The organism is Bowmanella denitrificans (assembly GCF_039522935.1).
In the GTDB taxonomy this organism is placed as follows: domain Bacteria; phylum Pseudomonadota; class Gammaproteobacteria; order Enterobacterales; family Alteromonadaceae; genus Bowmanella; species Bowmanella denitrificans.
Genome location: NZ_BAAAEI010000020.1, coordinates 103,319 through 123,983 on the forward strand (window position 1 = coordinate 103,319; position 20,665 = coordinate 123,983).

The 20,665-nt window shown below is 48.1% G+C and carries 19 protein-coding genes and 1 other RNA gene; 1 reads left to right on the plus strand and 19 read right to left on the minus strand.

What is annotated here, in order from left to right; genetic code table 11:
* Positions 1 to 64: 64 nt before the first annotated feature.
* From recR to ABD028_RS16010, 18 genes are all read right to left on the minus strand, one after another.
* Positions 65 to 664, minus strand: a complete 600-nt coding sequence (recR, locus tag ABD028_RS15925) for a recombination mediator RecR (protein WP_343846219.1) — start codon at positions 662 to 664, stop codon at positions 65 to 67.
* Positions 665 to 732: 68 nt separating this feature from the next.
* Entirely contained in the window at positions 733 to 1,059 is a 327-nt protein-coding gene (locus ABD028_RS15930) for a YbaB/EbfC family nucleoid-associated protein (protein ID WP_102796670.1), read from the minus strand.
* Positions 1,060 to 1,099: 40 nt separating this feature from the next.
* Positions 1,100 to 3,436 (minus strand): DNA polymerase III subunit gamma/tau, encoded by a 2,337-nt coding sequence (gene dnaX, locus ABD028_RS15935; protein WP_343846221.1) that lies wholly within the window; start codon positions 3,434 to 3,436, stop codon positions 1,100 to 1,102.
* A complete protein-coding gene (gene apt / locus ABD028_RS15940; RefSeq protein WP_102796668.1) occupies positions 3,437 to 3,973 on the minus strand; it encodes an adenine phosphoribosyltransferase in 537 nt (178 codons plus the stop codon).
* Positions 3,974 to 4,198: 225 nt separating this feature from the next.
* Positions 4,199 to 4,924 carry an HvfC family RiPP maturation protein gene (locus ABD028_RS15945; protein WP_343846223.1) on the minus strand — a complete coding sequence of 242 codons (726 nt, stop codon included), beginning with the start codon at positions 4,922 to 4,924 and terminating at the stop codon, positions 4,199 to 4,201.
* Positions 4,924 to 5,763 carry an HvfB family MNIO-type RiPP peptide maturase gene (locus ABD028_RS15950; RefSeq protein WP_343846224.1) on the minus strand — a complete coding sequence of 280 codons (840 nt, stop codon included), beginning with the start codon at positions 5,761 to 5,763 and terminating at the stop codon, positions 4,924 to 4,926. The genes ABD028_RS15945 and ABD028_RS15950 overlap by 1 nt, the downstream gene beginning before the upstream one ends.
* 62 nt (positions 5,764 to 5,825) lie before the next feature.
* Positions 5,826 to 6,314 carry an HvfA family oxazolone/thioamide-modified RiPP metallophore gene (locus tag ABD028_RS15955; RefSeq protein WP_102796665.1) on the minus strand — a complete coding sequence of 163 codons (489 nt, stop codon included), beginning with the start codon at positions 6,312 to 6,314 and terminating at the stop codon, positions 5,826 to 5,828.
* A 208-nt stretch (positions 6,315 to 6,522) separates the two neighbouring features.
* On the minus strand, positions 6,523 to 7,800 hold the full coding sequence (locus tag ABD028_RS15960) for a tetratricopeptide repeat protein (protein ID WP_343846225.1): 1,278 nt from the start codon (positions 7,798 to 7,800) through the stop codon (positions 6,523 to 6,525).
* The gene (locus tag ABD028_RS15965) at positions 7,800 to 8,414 is read right to left on the minus strand and encodes an energy transducer TonB (RefSeq protein WP_102796664.1); all 615 of its coding nucleotides are present in this window, start codon (positions 8,412 to 8,414) and stop codon (positions 7,800 to 7,802) included. The genes ABD028_RS15960 and ABD028_RS15965 overlap by 1 nt, the downstream gene beginning before the upstream one ends.
* A 1-nt stretch (position 8,415) precedes the next feature.
* Positions 8,416 to 8,817 carry an ExbD/TolR family protein gene (locus ABD028_RS15970; protein ID WP_102796663.1) on the minus strand — a complete coding sequence of 134 codons (402 nt, stop codon included), beginning with the start codon at positions 8,815 to 8,817 and terminating at the stop codon, positions 8,416 to 8,418.
* Positions 8,818 to 8,829: 12 nt separating this feature from the next.
* Positions 8,830 to 9,354 carry a MotA/TolQ/ExbB proton channel family protein gene (locus tag ABD028_RS15975; RefSeq protein WP_102796662.1) on the minus strand — a complete coding sequence of 175 codons (525 nt, stop codon included), beginning with the start codon at positions 9,352 to 9,354 and terminating at the stop codon, positions 8,830 to 8,832.
* Position 9,355: 1 nt separating this feature from the next.
* A complete protein-coding gene (locus ABD028_RS15980; RefSeq protein ID WP_102796661.1) occupies positions 9,356 to 10,708 on the minus strand; it encodes a MotA/TolQ/ExbB proton channel family protein in 1,353 nt (450 codons plus the stop codon).
* A 5-nt stretch (positions 10,709 to 10,713) separates the two neighbouring features.
* Complete coding sequence (locus ABD028_RS15985; protein WP_102796660.1) at positions 10,714 to 11,478, minus strand: DUF3450 domain-containing protein; 765 nt, start codon at positions 11,476 to 11,478, stop codon at positions 10,714 to 10,716.
* Positions 11,479 to 11,771: 293 nt separating this feature from the next.
* Positions 11,772 to 13,052 carry an aspartyl/asparaginyl beta-hydroxylase domain-containing protein gene (locus tag ABD028_RS15990; protein WP_343846226.1) on the minus strand — a complete coding sequence of 427 codons (1,281 nt, stop codon included), beginning with the start codon at positions 13,050 to 13,052 and terminating at the stop codon, positions 11,772 to 11,774.
* A gap of 36 nt (positions 13,053 to 13,088) precedes the next feature.
* Positions 13,089 to 13,841 carry an O-methyltransferase gene (locus ABD028_RS15995; RefSeq protein ID WP_102796658.1) on the minus strand — a complete coding sequence of 251 codons (753 nt, stop codon included), beginning with the start codon at positions 13,839 to 13,841 and terminating at the stop codon, positions 13,089 to 13,091.
* 12 nt (positions 13,842 to 13,853) lie between these two features.
* Positions 13,854 to 15,650: a tetratricopeptide repeat protein gene (locus ABD028_RS16000; protein ID WP_343846227.1), complete on the minus strand. Its 1,797-nt coding sequence runs from the start codon at positions 15,648 to 15,650 to the stop codon at positions 13,854 to 13,856.
* Between the two features lie 89 nt (positions 15,651 to 15,739).
* Entirely contained in the window at positions 15,740 to 18,487 is a 2,748-nt protein-coding gene (locus ABD028_RS16005; protein WP_245921585.1) for a TonB-dependent receptor domain-containing protein, read from the minus strand.
* A 363-nt stretch (positions 18,488 to 18,850) separates the two neighbouring features.
* Positions 18,851 to 19,945, minus strand: a complete 1,095-nt coding sequence (locus tag ABD028_RS16010) for a tryptophan 2,3-dioxygenase family protein (RefSeq protein WP_102796655.1) — start codon at positions 19,943 to 19,945, stop codon at positions 18,851 to 18,853.
* A 187-nt stretch (positions 19,946 to 20,132) separates the two neighbouring features.
* On the opposite strand from ABD028_RS16010, the gene ABD028_RS16015 reads away from it, so the two are divergent.
* Positions 20,133 to 20,411, plus strand: coding sequence for a late competence development ComFB family protein (locus tag ABD028_RS16015; protein ID WP_343846228.1), 279 nt, complete (start codon positions 20,133 to 20,135; stop codon positions 20,409 to 20,411).
* A 46-nt stretch (positions 20,412 to 20,457) separates the two neighbouring features.
* Here ABD028_RS16015 and ffs read toward each other — a convergent pair.
* Positions 20,458 to 20,554: signal recognition particle sRNA small type (gene ffs, locus ABD028_RS16020), an RNA gene on the minus strand.
* Positions 20,555 to 20,665: the final 111 nt, after the last annotated feature.

Sequence of the window (20,665 nt, forward strand, 5' to 3'; positions counted from 1 at the left end):
TTGTCTGAATTCAACGACGAATGCCGAAAATTATTGCAAATCATGCGGACACAGAGGCTTACGGTTAGAGTTCCCGACGACCACTGAAAGCATGCATCAGGGTGGAGCCATCCAGATACTCCAGTTCGCCTCCCACAGGGACGCCGTGGGCAATGCGGCTGGCTTTAATCTCGCGGCTTCGACACATTTGCGCAATATAGTGGGCAGTTGCTTCCCCTTCCACCGTGGGGTTGGTGGCCAGTATGACCTCCTGAATCTGGTGCTTATCCAGTAATTCCCCCAGACTGTCCAAACCAATATCAGCAGGCCCAATCCCATCAATAGGCGAGAGATGCCCCATTAATACAAAGTACAGCCCCTGAAACTCTGCGGTTTGCTCTATGGCCATCACATCTTGCGGGCTTTCAACAATACACAGGACACCTTTTTCCTGACGCTTAGGACTGGCGCAGATTTCACACAAGACAGACTCAGTAAAATTGCGGCATTGCTGACAATGCTGAACATGCTCCATGGCATTGTACAATGCGCCGGCCAACTCTTTGGCACCTTCACGATTGCGTTCCAGCAACTGAAACGCCATACGTTGTGCGGTTTTCTGGCCAACACCGGGAAGGTACTTTAAGGTGCGGATCAGTTCACTGAGTAACGGGCTGAATTTCATAACAACACATGCCGATTATATAGGGGGAATAAAAGGGGCGGTGAACACCACCCCATGCATTAGGCCAATCAGAATGGCATTTTAAACCCTGGCGGCAATGGCATACCACCAGTCACACCGGCCATTTTCTCTTTGCTGGTTTCCTGTACACGGCGCACCGCATCGTTGATTGCCGCGGCAACCAGATCCTCAATCATGTCCTTGTCATCTTCCATCAGGCTTTCATCAATATCCACCCGACGTACGTTGTGATTACAGGTCATCGTAACTTTCACCATGCCTGCCCCCGCCTCGCCGGTCACTTCGATGCGGGCCAGATCGTCCTGCGCCTTTTGCATGCGCTCCTGCATTTGCTGGGCCTGCTTCATTAAGTTGCCCATTCCACCTTTAAACATAGTCACCTCTTTCACTTATCAGGCAACGCAGGGCGTTGTCCTATCTTGGTTTGATACTTTGCGCCACGACCGACGCGGAAAATTCATTGCGTAGCATCACCACGCCGGGATCGGTTTCAATCACCTTTTGAGCATGAGCCTGACGGGCCAGGCGTATTGCGTTGGCCAGGGCAAAAGGCGTATTCACTGGTGACCCCAATTCGATTTTTAGTTCTACAGGCCTTTTCAGAGCGGCACTTAAGTGTTGCTCAAGTTGCTGCTGCGCTGAATCAGAAAGCAAGTGTTCTTTACTGGCGTGTAATAGCAGCCTGACTTCATTATCCTGCACCTGACAGCTTGCGTGCAAAGCTAATTGCTTGATCAACCCGTTGATACCCATATGCTCGATAAGCCGACTCCATTTATCCAGCTGACCGGCCTGCAATACTTTATCGCCATTTTCAAGAAAGGCCGGTACTTGCCGGTCTACCAGCAGTACTGCTGGATCTTCTTCCTGAATCGCGGCCAGAATATCTTCCTGCCCCTCTTCAGCACTGCTATCAACGGCAGGTTGAGGCTCGGCCGGACACTCAGTACCCATTCCTTGGTTTATCGCACTGTCTGACGCATCATCTTCGACTGACGGCGTTAAATCCGGATTCTGTTGGCAGGGCACAACCTCGTTTGGCGACCAGGCCTGATCAGGTTCAAAATGGCCAGTGTCTTCCATGTCAGCCTGCAGATAGGCTTCATCATCTAACCAGGGTGGGCAATCGTCATCGTCGGCTTGTGCACTCTTGCTGTGTTGTGGCACAAGAGACTCATTGGTTGCGGTGACAACAACCTCAGTATCCTGGAGTTGTTGTATTTGTTCCGCTTCCATCGCAAGCGGCGGCATAAATGATGGGGGCTTTTCCTCTGTTTTCACAACCACAGTGTCACTCAGGGTGTCCTGACGTAACTTGCGCCTAAGTGCCAACAGACTTTCGGTGGAACTGCGCATGGGTTGTTCCGTGACGGGGGCAGGCTCTGGCTCTGGCTCTGGCTCTGGCTCTGGCTCTGGCTCTGGCTCTGGCTCTGGCTCTGGCTCTGGCTCTGGCTCTGGCTCTGGCTCTGGCAAGACAGTATTAGGATTTGTACCCTGCACTTCAACAGGCTCAGGACGTAATGCTTCAGCCTGTTGCCAGATCAGCGCCTGATTCTGTTCCAGTTGTATCAGTTCATCAGAGAGATCATCGGAGCTATCCGTTGTTAACTCATGTTGGGGAGTTTGCTCTGCTAGCTCACACAGTTGCGCCAGAGTTTTTTTTTCCGCCGCAGGCCTGAATGCCAACATTCTTAGCAAGGTCATCTCAAGACCACTGCGCCCGTCAGCAGCATAGGGAAGGTCTTTTCTACCCTGCAGTGCAATCTGATAAAGCAGTTGAACCTGTTCGGGGGAAACGACTTTTGCCAGTTGATAAATGGCCTTAGCGGTAACCGTCTCTAACTTGCAACTGTCAGGCACAAACTGAGTCAGTGCCATTTGATGCAGCAGACTACATAGTTCTGCCAGCAGCTGAGCATAATCCGGTGCCTGACAGGCAAGTTGTTCAACCTGCAGCATCACTTCATTAGCATCGCCCTGCAGCAGGGCGTGAAGTAATTTCAATACCTGATTCTTATCCAGCAAACCAAGCATCTCTACCACGGTCTTAACGTTAACCTGTCCATTACCCTGCGCAATCGCCTGATCCGTCAGACTTAAGGCATCCCGCATGCTGCCCTGCGCGGCTCTGGCCAACTGAGCCAGGGCCTCAGGCTGGGCAGCAATACTTTCCTGTTGCAGGATATGGGTTAACTGCTGGGCAATCTGGCTTCGGGACAAGGCCTTGAGGTTAAATTGCAGGCAGCGGGACAGTATCGTAACAGGTAGCTTCTGGGGATCAGTGGTCGCCAATAAAAACTTAACGTGAGGCGGCGGCTCTTCCAGGGTCTTAAGCAACGCATTAAAACTGTGCTTAGACAGCATATGCACTTCGTCTATCAGGTAGACCTTATAACGCCCCCGGGTGGGACGGTACTGAACGTTATCCAGCAGTTCACGGGTGTCTTCTACCTTGGTTCTGGACGCGGCATCAATTTCCAGTAAATCAACAAAATTACCCTGGTCAATTTCCACACAGGTGGGGCATTGACCGCAAGGTGTCGCACCCATTCCCTGTTCGCAATTGAGGCTCTTCGAGAAAATACGAGCAATGGTGGTTTTCCCTACACCACGGGTGCCAGTAAACAAATAGGCATGATGCAGCCGGTCGTTATCCAGGGCATTGGATATGGCTGCTACCACATGTTCCTGACCAACCAACTGAGCAAAGTTGGCTGGCCGCCACTTGCGAGCAAGAACCTGGTAGCTCACCTAATCCCCTTCAAATTCACACAGACAGTGGCATAGAATACCCTGCTCGGTTAACCGCTTGTGGCCACCTAAGTCAGGAAGATTTACCACAAAGGCGGCATGATCAACCAGCCCACCCAATTGCCTGACCAACTGCGCTGTTGCCAACATCGTACCGCCGGTTGCCAGCAAGTCATCCATTAGAAGAATTTTCTCACCCTGGCTAATGGCATCCTGATGTAACTCAAGCACATCCTCGCCGTATTCCAGTTGATAGCTTTGGCGAATTACCGCTCTGGGTAACTTATTCGACTTGCGAACCGGGATAAAACCACAACCCAATTCCTTGGCCAAAGGCGCTCCAAAGATAAAACCTCTGGCTTCAGTGCCAGCAATTTTATCAAAGCCATGATGCTGATAGTGAGACGCCAACATATCAATACAGGTGGAAAATGCCTTACCGTCCTGCATCAGGGAAGTAACATCCCGAAACTGAACACCTGGTTTAGGATAATCAGGCACGGTTTTGATGGCAGATTTAATAATTGCTTCTGTCACGCTATTTGAGCTCTTTAAAGATAATAAACAAACCAGCCCAAAACCACATGTAACAGTGGCAATGCAACAGCGGTGACTACAGCTGCCAACAGATACTTAACGTTAAAGGGATCTTTGAAATTTTCATCGTGGTGCATAGTGCTATCTCTTCTAGCCGGAAGCCGCAAATCTTAATCCAAAGTGACCCGGATTAACAGCGCCCTATATCGATGAAACCGCTGAGACTCAGCTTCGAACTACAATACCTTGCGCGATAAAGGCTTGCAAAGCTTGCAGACAACCGCTTTCCACCTGATCTTTTTCAAGCTGCGGCATAGCTTGCTGCAAGGTTCTAATCAATTCATCTGCCCGCATAGACTGTGTCTCTAAGGTACTCAATAAAAAGGCATTTACCTGATCAATCTGAATAAAATTCACCTGGTCCTGACTATTCCTAAACACCACAAGATAATGTGGCCCAGATGGCCGTGTTGGTTGGAAGTCACGACTTATCTGGTGCACGGGATATTGGTAACTCAATACCCAGGCTAGGGCGGAAAGATGCAGATTATCATCGGCCTGGTCATCGCCAATTTCGCCAGAACACTTGGCGATACTAAGGGCCAGCTCAACCCACTCATAATGCGCCAGTTCTGCCAGAAAGCACGGATCCTGCTCTTTGGGTTGATATTCGTTGGCCAGATACTCCACAAACTCCTTACTGATATCGACAAAATAGGGAGAACGGCAGGCATGCTGTTTAAAAAAGCTACGGCACAACATCAACCAGTCGTTTTCGGCATAAAGACTGTATAGCACCGGGAAACCATTGGTCAGAAAGCCTTTCACATTATTGAAAAACAGGTCGCGGTATATCGCCATACGGCGATCTTCGAGCCCCTCCGGTGCAAGGCAGTTGTCAGGATCGCGAAGATGGCTGGCAAACTGCATTTGTAATTTCTGATGTTGCATCAGGCGATACGTTCCTGCAGTTGCAGGGATTGTTGTTGCAGCCCCCTGATACGTTCCACCTCAAGCAATAATTCCGCAAGTGGAGGAATGTTGAAATCCCGTTCCAACAAAGTCGGGAAAACACCATGAACCTGATAGGCCAGCTCAAGCAACTTCCACACCGGCTCAATCACGTCCGCGCCATGAGTATCGACAATCAGGTCTTCGGCTTCGTTGTAATGTCCGGCGATATGCCCATAGGCAATACGCTTAGTTGGCAGTGCCTTAACAAAGTGTTCGGCCTGGTAACCATGATTGACCGAGTTAACATAGATGTTGTTAACATCCAGTAGCAGTTGGCAGTCACTTTGCTCGAGTACGTTGAGAATAAAATCTAATTCGCTCATTTGCGCACCGGGCGCAGCATAATAAGAGACATTTTCCAGCACCAATGGTCGCTGAATAATATCCTGTACCCGCTTGATCCGTTCCACCACATACCGCACAGCTTCGGGGGTAAAAGGAATTGGCATTAAATCATACATGTGGCCCGCAGCGGAGCAGTAGCTTAGATGTTCGCTGTACAGTTGAATATCATGCTGGTCCAGAAACGTTCTGACATTTTTGACAAAGGTGGTATCCAAGGGATCGGGACTACCAATAGACAGCGAAAGCCCATGCGTCTTAAAGGGGTAACACTTAGTCAGTGCAGTTAACTGCTTCTCGTAACGCCCCCCCAAAGTCATCCAGTTTTCCGGTGCTACTTCCCAAAAGTCCACCGGCACAGATGGACAAGCCAGTACCTCATCGAGCATTTCACGGCGTAAACCCAAGCCCACACCTGGGGTATTCAACAACATGGTTTTCCTTGTATTTTCAGTAGTGGCGGAGAGAGGCCTACTCGGCCTCTCCTCAGAGAGACTTATTGCAGCCCCCCGCATTTACCTTCACCACATTTACCTTCTTTCTTGGCCTTTTTATCACCGCCGCATTTCCCTTCACCACACTTACCTTCCTTCATGGCCTTTTTACCTTCACCGCACTTGCCTTCGCCACATTTGCCTTCCTTCATGGCTTTTTTACCTTCACCGCACTTGCCTTCACCACATTTGCCTTCCTTCATGGCTTTTTTGTCTTCACCGCACTTACCCTCGCCACATTTGCCTTCCTTCATGGCCTTTTTGGCTTCACCACACTTGCCTTCGCCACATTTACCTTCTTTTTTGGCTTTTTTGTCTTCGCCACATTTACCTTCGCCACACTTTCCTTCGCTGGCAAATTGCATATAGCCACTGTCCAGTGTCTGCATAGCAAAGGCACCATTCTCGGAGGCCATGCTGACAGTTGAAAGTGAGCCAATAACTACAGCACCCAAGGCGGTGGCGATTCCGGTTTTGTTAATCTGTTTCATATTCAGTTCCTATGCAAACAATGCTTGTACGTTGTGAAATAGGCCAAACGGCACTACTGAATGTAGACCAAGGCATCGAAAAATATATTTCACAACTTATTAAAGAACGCCAATTTAGACTGGCATGTGGATAAATGCGACAAATAACTTGGTGGGCCAGAAAAAGAAAAGCCCCTGTAAAGGGGCTTCTGTTAAAAGATCGAGCTAACTAGATCTTAATTCCGCGATTGCGAGCCTTTTCTTTGATATAGGGCTCCCAACTTTTGGCGCTACGCGCTGTCGCACTGTCGTTCATCGCCAGTTTGACATGCTTATAAGCTTCTTTGAAATTACCCTGGTAGAAATTGGCTTCCATAATTGCCATATGCAATCTGCCAGCTTCTTTGGCGTCTTTATTCGCCTCCAATGCTTTTTCCAGTGTCGCTACAGCATCCTTGTACTGCTCAGCGGAAAGCAACAATGTCCCTTGCCTACGCAAATAGTCTGGGTCGTTGCTCAGTGCTGCTGCTTGACCGTAGTAGTTCGCAGCCTTCTTGATTTCCTTAGCCGAATGCCAGGCGTTAGCAAGGCTGGCGAGATTCTTCTCGTCACGCTTCAGCAACCCCTCTTTCATGTGTTTTTCCATGATAGAGGCAGCTTTGTAAGGAATATCATTGGATGCATACAACTGCGACAAGACGCGTATTTCAGACTCTTTTTTCAAAAAGCCATTGTTATACGCTACTTCAAGCATAGCCAACGCTTTCTTGTAGTCTTCTACCTGAGCGTAAAACATACCCAATTGCGACCACCATTGAGGATCGTCTGGGAAAACCCTGACCAAATCCTCGGCTACAGCAATAGTCTGAGGCCACATTTTACGTTCAAAATAAGCAGACAGCTTCATTACGTAAGGGTTTTTATTGGGCTTATCATATAAAGCGATCGCTTTATCAGCTGGACCAATAACGTTGTCCCATTGCTTTAACTCGTAATAGGCATTTGCCATACGAAGATAAACTTCAGGATCTTCCTTACAGGTGAACTCCATCCACTTCTTATAGTAGTCGATAGCGTTCTGGAATTGCTGATCCTGCAAGCTCACGTCAGCTACCACCCTTAAAATGGAGGCATGATCGGCATCGGTAAGCTGCTTATCCTTGACCGAGTTCCGCAAATATTGCAGTGACTTTTTAGCCTGTCCTTCCTGAACCGCCAGCAACTGACCAATAAATTTATCGGTAAAAGCACGATCAAAGGCATCGGAGGTATCGATTTCATACAAAATGTCCAGCGCTTCTTTTATCTGGTCATTATTGTATGCCTCGAATGCCTTCTGAATCTTCTTACCTACCCGCTCACTGGGGATATTGGACGGCCCTTGTTTATAACCAGGACACATCACGGGTGGTGTTGACTGCTGTGCCAGCACCGTCCCCGAGTAAGAACACAACACCAAAGAGGAGAGCACTATCAGCTTACTGATTGGATTTTTCGTCATTTTCATTACGATTGCTCCAACTTAAAGTCCAACTGTACTTTTTGGTTAAACTGCTTCACAGGCTTACCATCAACCACTTTTGGTTTGTATTTCCAGCGGCTTAAGGCACGGCGAGCTTCGCGGTCAAAGATACGCTTAGGTTCTGCATCAAGTACCTCGATATCTTCAACGCCACCCACCTCATTAATGGTGAAAGACAATCTAACCCAACCTTCTTTCCCGTCACGGGCAGCTTCAATGGGATACTTAGGTTCAATCCGCACGATAGGCGTCGCTTCACCATCCCGCATTAAGGCACCCGGACCACCGATACTCACGTCAGCGCCACCTACATCTACACCAGGCAGATTAAATGACATGCTGTCAGTGTCAGGATCTGCAGCTTCAGGCTCCTGAGGCTGCATTTTAGGCGGCTGCTGCGGCGGCGGCGGTGGCGGCGGCGGCACCCTGGAACGAGTTTGTGTGCTGTCTTCAGGCTCGCTCATAACGACGTCGATAACCGGAATCTCCGGTACTTCGTCAGCAGGCCGTGAAGAGTTGGCAATCAATTTTGCCATTATCACAAACAAGGCAAAGGTAATGGCCGCACCTACTAGTATTGATACTATTAGACGAAGCATATTAATTATCCTTTGCTGCTACCGATATCCTATCAATGCCAGCAGCCTTGATCTGATCCATTACTTCAACCACCACACCATGTTTGGCTTCAACGTCAGCCTGCACGATAACCACATCAGTAGGCTGCTCTGCCAGCAAACGTTCGATGTTGGCGGCCACACGCTCCACATCAACCATTCGCTTGTCCATCCATACTTCACCATTTTCATTGATGGCAATAAAAATGTTGGCAGACTTCTGCTTGGTTGCCTGTTCGGCCTTAGGTTTGTTTACTTCGATACCCGCCTCTTTCACAAAGGAGGTAGTCACGATAAAGAAGATCAACATGATGAACACGATGTCCAACATGGGGGTCATGTCGATCGTTGCTTCTTCTTCTTCTGCACGATGTTTACGAGCCATATAATTCTCTCTTTAATGATGAGGCAAGCTGTCGACTAATTTCTCTTTGGAGATCTTAACCTTAGCTTCCAGACGCGTACTGAAGAACACACCTGAAAGCGCCGCAACCATTCCCGCCATGGTGGGAATCGTGGCCATGGATATACCACCGGCCATTAAGCGAGGGTTACCAGTCCCCTGTACCGCCATGATTTCAAATACCGTAATCATACCGGTAACAGTGCCCAACAATCCGATAAGTGGGCACATGGCAACCAAGGTTTTAATCAACAACATTCTCTCACTGAGTTTGTCAGATGCTTGCGAAATCCATGCATCACGAATCTTATGCGCATACCAGGATGTGGTGTCTTTCCTAGCGTCCCAGTCGGTGATGATTTGTTTCATCACCTTAGGGAAAACGCTGGTGACGTACCAGTAGCGCTCAATCATCAATATCCACATGAGGAAGAGCGCGGCAGCGACTACATAAAGTACGTCACCGCCGGTAGCGATAAAATCCCTGACAGATTCCAATAATTCTATCAGGTATAGCATATTAAGCTTTCTCCACCTCGGCATGAGCCGCTACGATACCCGCAGCCTGCTCATCCAGGATATGTACAATGGATTTGCTGCGACCAGACACAATGCTGTGCAGAAGAATCAAAGGCAATGCGGCAATAATACCTTGCGCGGTTGTCACCAACGCCATAGAGATACTACCAGCCATGATGCGCGGGTCACCGGTACCGAACAGCGTGATTTGCTGGAAGGTTGCGATCATACCCAGTACGGTACCCAACAGACCCAGCAGCGGGGCAACCGCAGCAAAAATCTTGATGATATTGATACCAGACTCAATGCTTGGCAGTTCACGCAAAATGGCTTCATCCAGTTTCAATTCCAGGTTCTCAGCATCGGCACCTTTGTTCTCCTGATACACTTTCAGGATACGACCCAGAGGGTTAGAGCTGGAAGGATTGCTGGTGTTATTCAACTGTGAACGCATTTTAGCGCTGATAGCAGTCAGAGTAACAAACTTGTAAATGGCAATCAGGAAGCCCAAAGCCAGCATAGCGGTAATGACATAACCTACAACACCACCGGCATGATAACGCTCAGACAAAGTTGCCTTAGCAGTCAGCAGGCCCAGAATGGTACCGCGGGTTGGATCCACATAGAAAGGATTGAAACCAGAAGTGGCATCCATAAAGCTGGACGCGTCATCAACCATATAGCTGTCTGGCTGACGTCCCAATGGCTGAACCTGTGCTTTTTCAGCGTTAAACGTCAGGTAACCGTCTTTGCTTACCAGGTTGAAAGTACCAACACGCACCACTTCCTGACGGCTTGAACCACCATCCAGGCTGATAACGTTGGTTTCGAAACGCGCTACTTTACCAGACTCAGTCATTTCAGTTTGCAGCGCAAACCACAACTCTTCCAGTTCCTGAATATTTGGCAAGCCTTTACTTTCAGATGCCATACCTTCCAGGAAGGCGGAACGGCCTGGATACTGGGCGCTGACAATAGAGCTGGAGATTACGCCATACGCTTCACCGGATGCCTGACGAACCACACCAAACATTTCACCCAAAGTGCCGGTAGCATTTTTCAGCTCCTGCTCTTTTTCGGCCAGACGAACTTCGTTGTTAGCGTATTGTTTAGCCAGACGATCACCGCGGTCTTGCTCAGCTTTCAGGTCAGCCTGGGCTTTTTTCAACAACGCCTGCTTATCGGCACGAGCTGAATTGAACTCGGCTTCACGCTGGGCATTAATACGTGCTTCAGAAACGCGATTTTTCTTAACTTGTTCCAGCAACTGATCTAAGCTGGTTGCAGCTTGTGCAGGTGCAACGCTTACAGCCATCGCAGCGGCAAGCAGGGCAGATTTGAATAGGTTTTTCATTCTGATTACTCCGCAGCTTTAATTGGCAGTTTGATAAGGTCAAATGGCTCCAGCTTACGGCCCATTTTGATGACTTTAACTACGGAACTCAGGTATTCGTCACCCAGCTGCTCCCAATTACGGCTGCTGTTATTCCAAACCCAGGCTTGCTTCTGGTCCAGAGACAGTGCCAACAGGGCAGTACGGCCCAGGTTGAAGAAGTCGGCAGCAATGTTCTGACCTTCAAATTGCAACTGTTCCTGATAAACACGGATAGAGTTACCGTACTCGTTCTCAAGCAGGTACGCTTCCAGTACCTGACGGAACTGTTCAGAAACCGTCACGTTGGCATTGGCCATCAGGTCACGCAGGTGAGCAACACGGTTTTTACGCTCTTCGTAATTGATAGGCAGGTCCAGCTCAATAAACTGCTCCAGCGCATCAATCATGCGGTACATCAAAGGAACTACGCCGCGCTTAATACCTTCGATACCGTCGATTTGACGCTGAAGGGATGCGATACCTTCTTCCTGAGAAGCAACCAGACGAGCCAGGTGATCATTGTAAACCTTCAGGTTTTCGGTCTCGTCAATAACACCGCGGTATTCAAACAGCAGTTCCTGGGTTTGCTCGTAAATCTTGTCGATTTTCTTTTGGGATTGCGCTGCAGCCGCGTGGATCTTTGCTTCTTCGTTTTGCAAATCTTTAAGAGGGTCTGCAGAGACAACTTGGCTGCTACCTAGTGCGAATGCACCGATAACGGCAGAAGCAATTAGATTTCTCTTGCTCATTTTGGACATAGTTCCCAACCAATTTTCTTATCTTGAATCCCCGAAGCCAGCCTGGTCTAGCCGACTGCGAGGGGCTTAAAAACGGTTCTTATTTTGGATTGCGGCCAATGCGACCGGCAGGCCGCAAAGACTCGAACGCCGAATGTTCACATGGAACGCCCGAATATGTCAAGGTCAGGCACGGTGAACAACCAAGCTTCCACCACGGATACTATCCTGATGCGGCCTGATTGATAACAGAGTAGAACAGCCTGCTCAACTACCAGCAGCATATAACTGTTTGATCATTCTGGTCAATCGCTATCAACTGCGGCAGTTTCCTGATTGAACACCCCTATTTTCTCAATCAGGGTCGTCAGTGCCAGACATTCTTCTTCGGTTAAATGTGGATTCCAGATATCCGCCAACAAAACAGCCCGGTACTCATTACTTCGATTCCAAGCTTCATGTAAGTATGTATCATCAAATGCAAAGGTTCGCCCTTCTTGCCAGGTAATTTCCTGCACATCCAATAAATTCAGCCGACAATATTGCGGAATTACCAAGCCGAGATGAAGCACAACCCGGCTGTTGGTTACCCCCCGGTGAGGCAGGATATGTGTCCCTGGCTGCATAATAGAAAAGCACACCTCCGGAGCATGCTCTTGTATGTTAACTAAAGGCAATCCAGACAAGGCCTTTGATGTGTGGGGGCATTGCTGGTGTGCCACGTCGAAGTCCTGCCCATGGCGGTGGAAGAAGTATGCATTCCATTCGCCTCCTTTGGTTAACCCTTCACCCGCCTTGCCTTCCTGAAATGGCTTGAACGTATTGCCAGAATTCAGCAAGTTAAGTAATTCTTCTTTTATGAGCTGCGCCTGACTTTCATATTCTTCAGCAAACACAAGTTCTTGCCGTTCAAACACCGGGCAAATGGGTAGATCAGGTACATAGAGAAAAGACGGCACCTGTCTGCTATCCGCCAGGACTTTGGGAATCTCGCCGCTGTACATTTTTACTGCTTTTTCTACTCTGCTCATGTCCTGTCGGCCAAACTGATGCCAAACAGGTTCAAGCCAGGTATGAAAAAGTTCCTGCCGGTATTGCTGAACGGCGACCAAAGCGTGGCTGACAAACGGACGACACCAAGGTGGAGTTGAAGCCTCATTATGCCAATACCCTTTGCCATTCGCCGTATTGATGGCAACCAGATAATCGCGCATGGCTTGTGCAACATCACCGCGCACTTCCTTAAGCCGCCCCAGAATAAGTCGGCTGGAATAGGCGAAAGGTAAACCTTTAACAATATCTGATAACGCTGTCCCAGTTGGATCAGCATCGGTCAGTTTCTGCAGCGCTTGTCCTAACAATAAATGCAGCTGAACTTTAGCGTTTGCCCCACTTATCATGACTTCTAGCAAGTAAACCACATCAGCATAGTTACCGGACTTCATGCCGAATTGGAGCAAAAAATCTTGTGCTTCCTGACGCCATTCCGGCACGTCAAGCAATTGCCGATAATAACCGGCAGCGTTCTGATCACGCCCTGCCTGCCTTTCTTGCCTGGCTTGGGTTAACAAAAGTGATGATGTCATAGTGCAGCTCTTTTTTTGTACTCGGATACCTCTTGGTTATCCACGCTTGGCATATGGCTTGTCCCAATCTTCAGAGTGAATAAGCTTAGCGCCTTTTGCATAAGCTGGTTGCCTGCTATCCAAGGTAGGGAAATTAAAGTCTCGATGCAGAAAAATAGACGTCGTTGATGTATGACATTCACAAGGTTTAAAACCACTCATATCGACCTGAATCAGCCCCCCCTCTCTCAATAATCTTGCTGTATTGGGGTGCCAGTCAGCATTGTCCAGTACTATTGCCCCCCCTCTGGCTAACTTAGTTAAGGCAACAGCTGCCGAGTCAAATCTATATCCAGCGCCATCTATCACAATAAGATCGAACTCGCCTTGCTGTTGTTCTAAAACGAAAGGAAACATATCCCCCTGAGCCAGTATAAGCTTAACCTTGTCATTGAGTTTTGGAATCAGGCTGTTGTACCACTCAGCATTATTCTCGGCACTGACCACTATTTCCGCCCTTTCCATCCAAAACAAAGTTGACATACCTGCACCGTATTCAAAAATACGCTTATTTCGATAGTCAAACTGAATCAGGTACTCAATGGCCGGGTAAGTGTAAAGAGGGAGGTAGTTGCCCTGTTCATCCACGGCAACACCTTGCTCCGTGGAACGAAAAAAGCCGTAGGCGTTACGTAAAATATTGCTGCAGGAAGCAAGAAACATCTCACTTTTAGACATTTCTATGGCACCAGGATGGCGCTTTAAACGATCATCACTGCTTTGTGCATTGCTGAAGTTTCCCCAAAACATGCTGGTCTCCATTTATTTTTTAATTGGTACGATATCAAAGGCAACTGTCACGCGGTATTGATTGTCATCAAAAGGTTCGGTGCCGTGCCACATCATGGAGGGAAACAGCACCACAGTGCCAGCCTGTGGCTTTATCATATAGTCAGCCTGCATGCTTATCTGACGTCCCAGTTCGGCCTGACCAAATTTTATCCAGCCGTTTCCTTGCTGGTTGACCGCATTAGGAACCGAAACGTAATAGCTGCCACTGATCCACCCTTCGCTATGATAGTGGTTACGATGGAATCCACTTTTATTCAGCCTGACCGACCAGGCCCCACTGAATATGACTTCCCGGCTGACACGTTGTAAAAAAGGATGCGTATGGTCTTTAGGTAAGGTGTCGATATGTTGCTCAACGACATAACGTAACTGCTGTTCAAGTAACTTAATACTGCCTTCGTCACGGCGAAATAGATGTCCTTCGGTTTGTGTGCCCGTTCGTAACGACTGCACAAGCGGATGATTCCGGCTGCTGTGTAACTTTTCCAAATCATCGAGTAATTGCAGATTAAAGTCGGTAATAGCAGTGAAACCGTCAGGACAAGGAAGCTCATAAGCTTTAACAAATCGGTCCAGGTCATAAAGCTGTCGGTATGCGGTCAAATTGCCGGATAACTTCAAACAGGCCGCCCGCATTGACCACCACGCCTGATTTTCGCTGTACCTTTCCGTTAATTCTGTGCATAGCTGATTTGCCTCATCAAAATCTTTGGTTGCCAAATAGCAAAGCATTAACTCATTTAGCACCTGAGCCTCTCTCTTAGACTGACTCACCGCTATTTCCAACGTGGATTTGGCCGCCGCCAGTTGACCTTGTTCACGCAATATGTGGCCTTTTAACAGCAAGGCCTGAGTTGGCCAGTCCGTTGCAGAAGTCGCGTTCAGCACGGCTTCGGCCTGTGGCAAACATCCCGCCTTTAGCAGTTTGTTGCTTAAATCACAGCGCAGCGCCCAATTTTCAGGCGAACCACGCAGTGCGTCCTCATAACTTTTCAACCACGCAGTGTCATTATTGAGCCAGCGTATTTCTGACAATCCCTGATGTAGGGACAGATTGCCGGGTTCCTGTTTGAGTGCATCGAGTAAAATTTGTTCGGCCTCTTCACACTTCCCATTTAGAAACAGATTGGTTGCTAATTCTTTGCAGCAGGATGCAGATAAGCGACTTTCCCGTAAGCACTCTATCGCCAGTTGATACTGCCCTTTCGCTCGGTGACATTGCGCAAGCGACAACAGTATTCGATCCTTGTCTGATACCAGGTTAATGAGCTTTGTCAGGCGTTCCAGCGCCATGTCAATTTGCCCCAACTCCATACAACAACTGGCAAACATTACAGCGGCCGACACAAAAGCAGGCTTGGCGTCTAAGGCATGACCAAATAGTGCTAATGCAGAAGCAAACCGCTTCTGTTCAAAATGCAATAATCCGGCGTTGTAGGATGCATCAGCAAAACCCGGCTTAAGGTCCAACGCTTGTTGAAAAAGCGCTAACGCTTTTTCAACGTTACCCATTTGCTTTTGCAGATTGCCAAAATTATTGTGCACTTCCGGGTCATTAGGCGCAATTTTAATGGCTTGGTTGAATGCACTCTCACTCTCATGCAGCCGACCCAGTTTACGTAAACTAAGGGCATAGATATGCCACACCAGTGGATGGACATTACCCACACCGATTAACTGCCTCAGCATTTGCTCCGCAGCCAGGTAATTTTGTTGCTGATAAAGTGCAACGGCTTGTTGCATCAGCTTTTGTGCGTTAACAGACATAACTTCACCTTATGACCCACAAAAGTCTTATCACATTAGACTAACAAAAAAAAACCAGCCTTTCGGCTGGTTCTTTAAGCAAGTTCGATTTAGAACTTGGCAGTCACACGAGCATACCAGTACATACCAGCGGTATCGTATGAAGATGACAGAGTATTCATATCATCATTGTTGGTGGTGTAAGGTGGCTCTTTATCAAACAGGTTTCTTGCACCCAAGGTAAAGGTGTAGTTATCCATGTAGTAGCTACCCTGAATGTCGTGATAAACCACTGAACCGGCATGGTTACTGGTGTTATCACTGGCAGCCAGGTCCTCTACCGTCTCATCGTCAGTACCCATCATGAAACGGGCCATCCACGTGAATGAGTAATCACCTGCAGTATAAGTGGCGGTAAAGTTAGTACGCAGTTCAGAGAACGCTGCGACGTTGTTCTCCCACTGGTCTTCACCATAGTAACCAGCCAGATGGATCATCTCTTCACCATCAAATGGAACATAGTTGTATTTGTCCAACCAGGTACCATCTAAACGCATTTTCAGGCTACCTTCACCCATATCCATGCTGTAGCTGGCGTCAAAATCCACACCAGCCGTTTCAAAGGTCGCAAGGTTAGCGTTAGTTACCATGATACCAGCCATGGCACCTAACACATCGCGACGCGGTGAAGTTGGATAAGGTACGCGGTCAACAGCTGCTGCACCAACAATCAAACTACACAATGGGCTGCTGAAGTTGGCACTTTCATAACAGCCATTGATGATATTACTGGTCCCTGCGGTACCGATACCGTTGGTGATTTCAATATCAAAGTAGTCTACTGCAACACTGAAGTTCTCAATGAAATCAGGTGTATACACAAAACCTACGGTCAAGCTTTCTGACTCTTCAGGTTGCAGGTCAGGGTTACCACCGACGATAGAACTGGACTGGTTAGAGGTCAGCTCGAAGTCGCCCGGTAAGCCGTCTGCCGCGCAGTTGGCCTTAACGGTAGCACTCTGAGTACCGGTTGCGTACTTAGTACAAGGTTCGTTGTAGTTCAGGTTAGATTCCTGCTGCGGTGCAAACAGTTCACTGATGCTCGGTGCACGGAAACCATCCGCCTTAGTGGCACGAATTAACAAACCGTCAAACGGGGTATATTCCAGACCAATTTTGGTGTTGGTTTGTGCATCCAGGAAGTTATAGTCTGAACGACGTACTGCAGCAGACAGGTTCAGAGACTCCACTCCAGGCAGGTCGGCCAGCAGAGGCACGCTCAGTTCCAGGTAAGTTTCCGTTACGTCGTATTGACCTTCGGTTTTCTCACCGGCTACTGAGTAAATCTCACCAATCAGTGCTGCACCATCAGGTTGGAACAGATAGTCTTCCCAACGCTTTTCAATACCCACAGCCCAGGCGACTGGGCCTGCAGGTAATTCGAAATCACCCAGGTCGCCAGTCAGGTTAGCCAGTAACTGTTTGGTAGTACCACGTACAACAGGTGAGTTAGGCAGGAACGCATAATCAAGCTGGGCCTGAGTCAGACTGTCCATAACAAAGGGGTTCCACAACCCAGGACACAGCGCATCAGCGGCACACTTAGTGGGGTCGGTCAGGTTACCGAAACGTTTGGGGTTGGCACGGCCAAAATCAACCCGCGCATCTACGAAGCGCGCGTAGTTGTAGGACACATCCCAGGCCCAACCATTGTCCAGGAAGCCTTCGAAACCGAATACCATGCGGTAATCAGAAAAATCCTGCGTAAAGGCACGACCACCGGTCTCGGTCAAACGGCGGTTGATTACCAACTCTTCGCCGATAGGGTTGTCCGGGTGATCAGCAGTAACGATTTGTCCCCAGAAAGTACCTTCAGGGCCCATCAACTGGTCTGACTGACGGTTGGTAAAACCACCTTCCAGAAATACCGTGGTTTCGTCAAACACTTCATAGCTGGCAGCAGCGTTGATACTGAACACTTCCTGCGGCGTTACCATGTAGCTGGTAGTTGCAAAGTTATAGGCATCTGTTGCGCCGTTCAGTTTGCGAATTTCACCGGTGTTTGGATCAACCACCATGCTCTTTAAGGTGGTACCAGGTGTTAATGATGTCCAGGTGCCCATTGCTGTAGTACCAGAACCCCAGCATTCAACACCACCAGCACCATCATCCTGAAGAGGGCATTCAGAGAAATCACGGTCTTTCTGACCAATTGGCTGACGATTGGTGTATTCCAATGACAGCACCACGTTGCCCTTGTCATTTGAGGTACCAACAGTAGCGGCCACTTTCGATGTTTCGCCATCACCTTTGCCAGACAAGTCGTACTGAGCAACAAACTCAGCACCTTCAAAATTACGCTTGGTAATAAAGTTCACAACACCAGCGATAGCGTCTGAACCATATACAGTAGAAGCACCATCACGCAGAACTTCTACACGCTCTACGAATGACATTGGGATGGAGTTCAGATCACTAAACGCGGTACGACGACCATTCACCAAAATCAGAGTACGGCCTGAACCCAAGCCACGCAGAGATACAGTGGCAGAACCGTTACTGCCGTTGTTCACGTTAGAACCCTGGGCAGAACCATTCACCGCTGGCAGCGCTTGGATGTATTTTTCGATAGTAGGTACACCAGCTGCTTCCAAGTCCTGAGCCGTCAGAACAGTAATGGGGCTGGCAGACTCCATATCAGTACGCTTAATGCGAGAACCTGTTACAGAGATTTTTTCAACGGCTTCGGCGCCTTCAGTGTTTTGACCTTCTTGAGCAAAGGCAACGGGTGAAAACGCAACAGAAGTAGCTCCCAGAGCCAGCGCCATGCGCACAGCTCCAGCTAGTCTGGATTTCATATACATGTTTTGTCTCCCTGGACCACTAACTTGTTATCTAGTGATTTTTGTTATCCGCTTTAGCGGTTATTTTTCATGAGAGGTAGTGAGCCTCTCATTCGATAATATACATAGGGCTTTAATCTGGTCAACCGATGTTAGCTAGTAACCCGCCTGAACACTGCTCACAACGAGCAAAAAAGCACCTACATGTAACATTTAGTGTACACAACAAAAACAAAAAGACACTAAAAATAACAATCGAATGGAACTTTTTATGGATTGCAGGACACATCAGAAAATGTATCCAGAGGCTTACTGACGCCTTCCCAGCGGCTATGTAACAGGAAGATGCCAGTATAATTAAACCCTGAGACAGATTTTTTATATGTCACTCAACGCAAAACCCAATTTTTGCCTAACTTTAGTCGGTAATTCAGGTAAAGCCGCTTTGGGTAACAAGAAGGTGGCCATGTTGAAGAAGTCTTTAAAGATGCGGTTAGATTCAGTAGTCCGTTTCAAATACTCATGCCCTGATGACCCGCCGGTACCTATCTTGCCGCCCAGCATCCGCTGTACCATCATGGCATGACGGTAACGCCAGATGGTTAGTTTCTCATCCACTTCGGTCAGGCAGGTAATAAACTGATAGGGCAAATTAAACAATGGCTCCTCATTATACTGATTAATGAAAAGTGCGGCCAAAAGCGCCTTTTGCGATAAACGAAATTGCCCTTGCAACTGCCACTTTGCGTATTCATTTTCGTCCCACAATGCTTCAAATGTATCCCGGGTAGATTGCAGCTCTTTGAGCTCCTGACGAAGCTCTTTATCTGATAAGGTCGGGTTATTTCGAATGATTTCCTCGTCACTTGCCAACATTTTATCTGTGGCCTGGCGATATAGCTGCCAAAACCGGAAATCATCAAACTCCAGCAACGGCAGACGCTCCAGCCATTTTTGTGTAAGTTCAAACAAACTATCTTTGCTCTCCAGGCGCTCAAGAAACGCTCTATCACTGTCTTCAAGCCGGTTATAAAAAGACTGCTTGTCAAAATCAATGCGAAACTCACGTTTTAATCCAAGCGAGATTTCCAGCATTTTGAACTGAATGCTCTGGAATCCGGAGGCGGGTACCAAATAATCACGGAAGGATAAGAACTCCTGAGGGCTCATGGTCTCCATCACACTTATTTGATCGTTCAGCAATTCCTGAATACTGATCACCCTTTTCAATCTGTGCACGACAGTTGTAAGTTGCTGGTCGCGCACCTCCTGCTCGGAAAACACATCTATGATGGAGGAGAGTTCGTGCAATATCTGTTTAAACCACAGCTCATACACCTGATGCACGATAATAAACAGGGTTTCTTCGTGTGCTGCCTGCCCATACTTGGCACTTTGCAGCTTTTGCGCGCTTAACAACTTGTCGAGTTGTAAGTAGTCACCGTAATAGCAGGGTTCAATATTTTTTTTCATTAAAGTTATCCATTTTCTAAACAAAATGAGCTCAGCGGATTTGCCCTTTCTTAGCGGCCATACGCATTGACAAATCGCTTGATGACACAGGTTAAGTGTACTCAAGTCCAATAAATCAAAGAAGCCTCTGGCCTAAGGGACAAACTTCAACTAGCCTGTTGAAAACGTGAAGCAAACAGGACAGAAAATGAAATTGGATGATGACATTCATAACTACTATGAACATCTGGTGCTGGAAAGAATTGAAAAGTTAGGGCTGCACAACAGTCAAGATGATGATTTTCTAGCCGACCTCAGTTGCCTGACCTTGAACCAGTGCCCAGCCCGCTACATTCGGTTCGAAGTAGATATGGCCTTTTACATTTCACAAAGTGAGCGGCAGCAAATGGAAATGAATGTATCGGAAGCTATGGACAAAGCACTGAAATATTTGCAGTCAGATGATGCAAAGAAAAAGGCGGGATAACGGTAACATCCTGACCCTGCTAAAAATGGCCGGATTAAGGTGGCGGTCCTGCCAGCCACATCCCGGCACATGAGTCCTTTACTGCGGCTGCTCCCTTCCGGGCCTGACCGGGTTCATAAAGTATCATTGCGGGAGGACCGACGGGACCACCATAGAAAGCTCAGGTATGACATCGCCACCCTTAGGCGGCGCGCATTATCCCTGATAACCCGTCACCTTGCAAGGCAAGTATACGGACAAGTTCACTTCGCCAC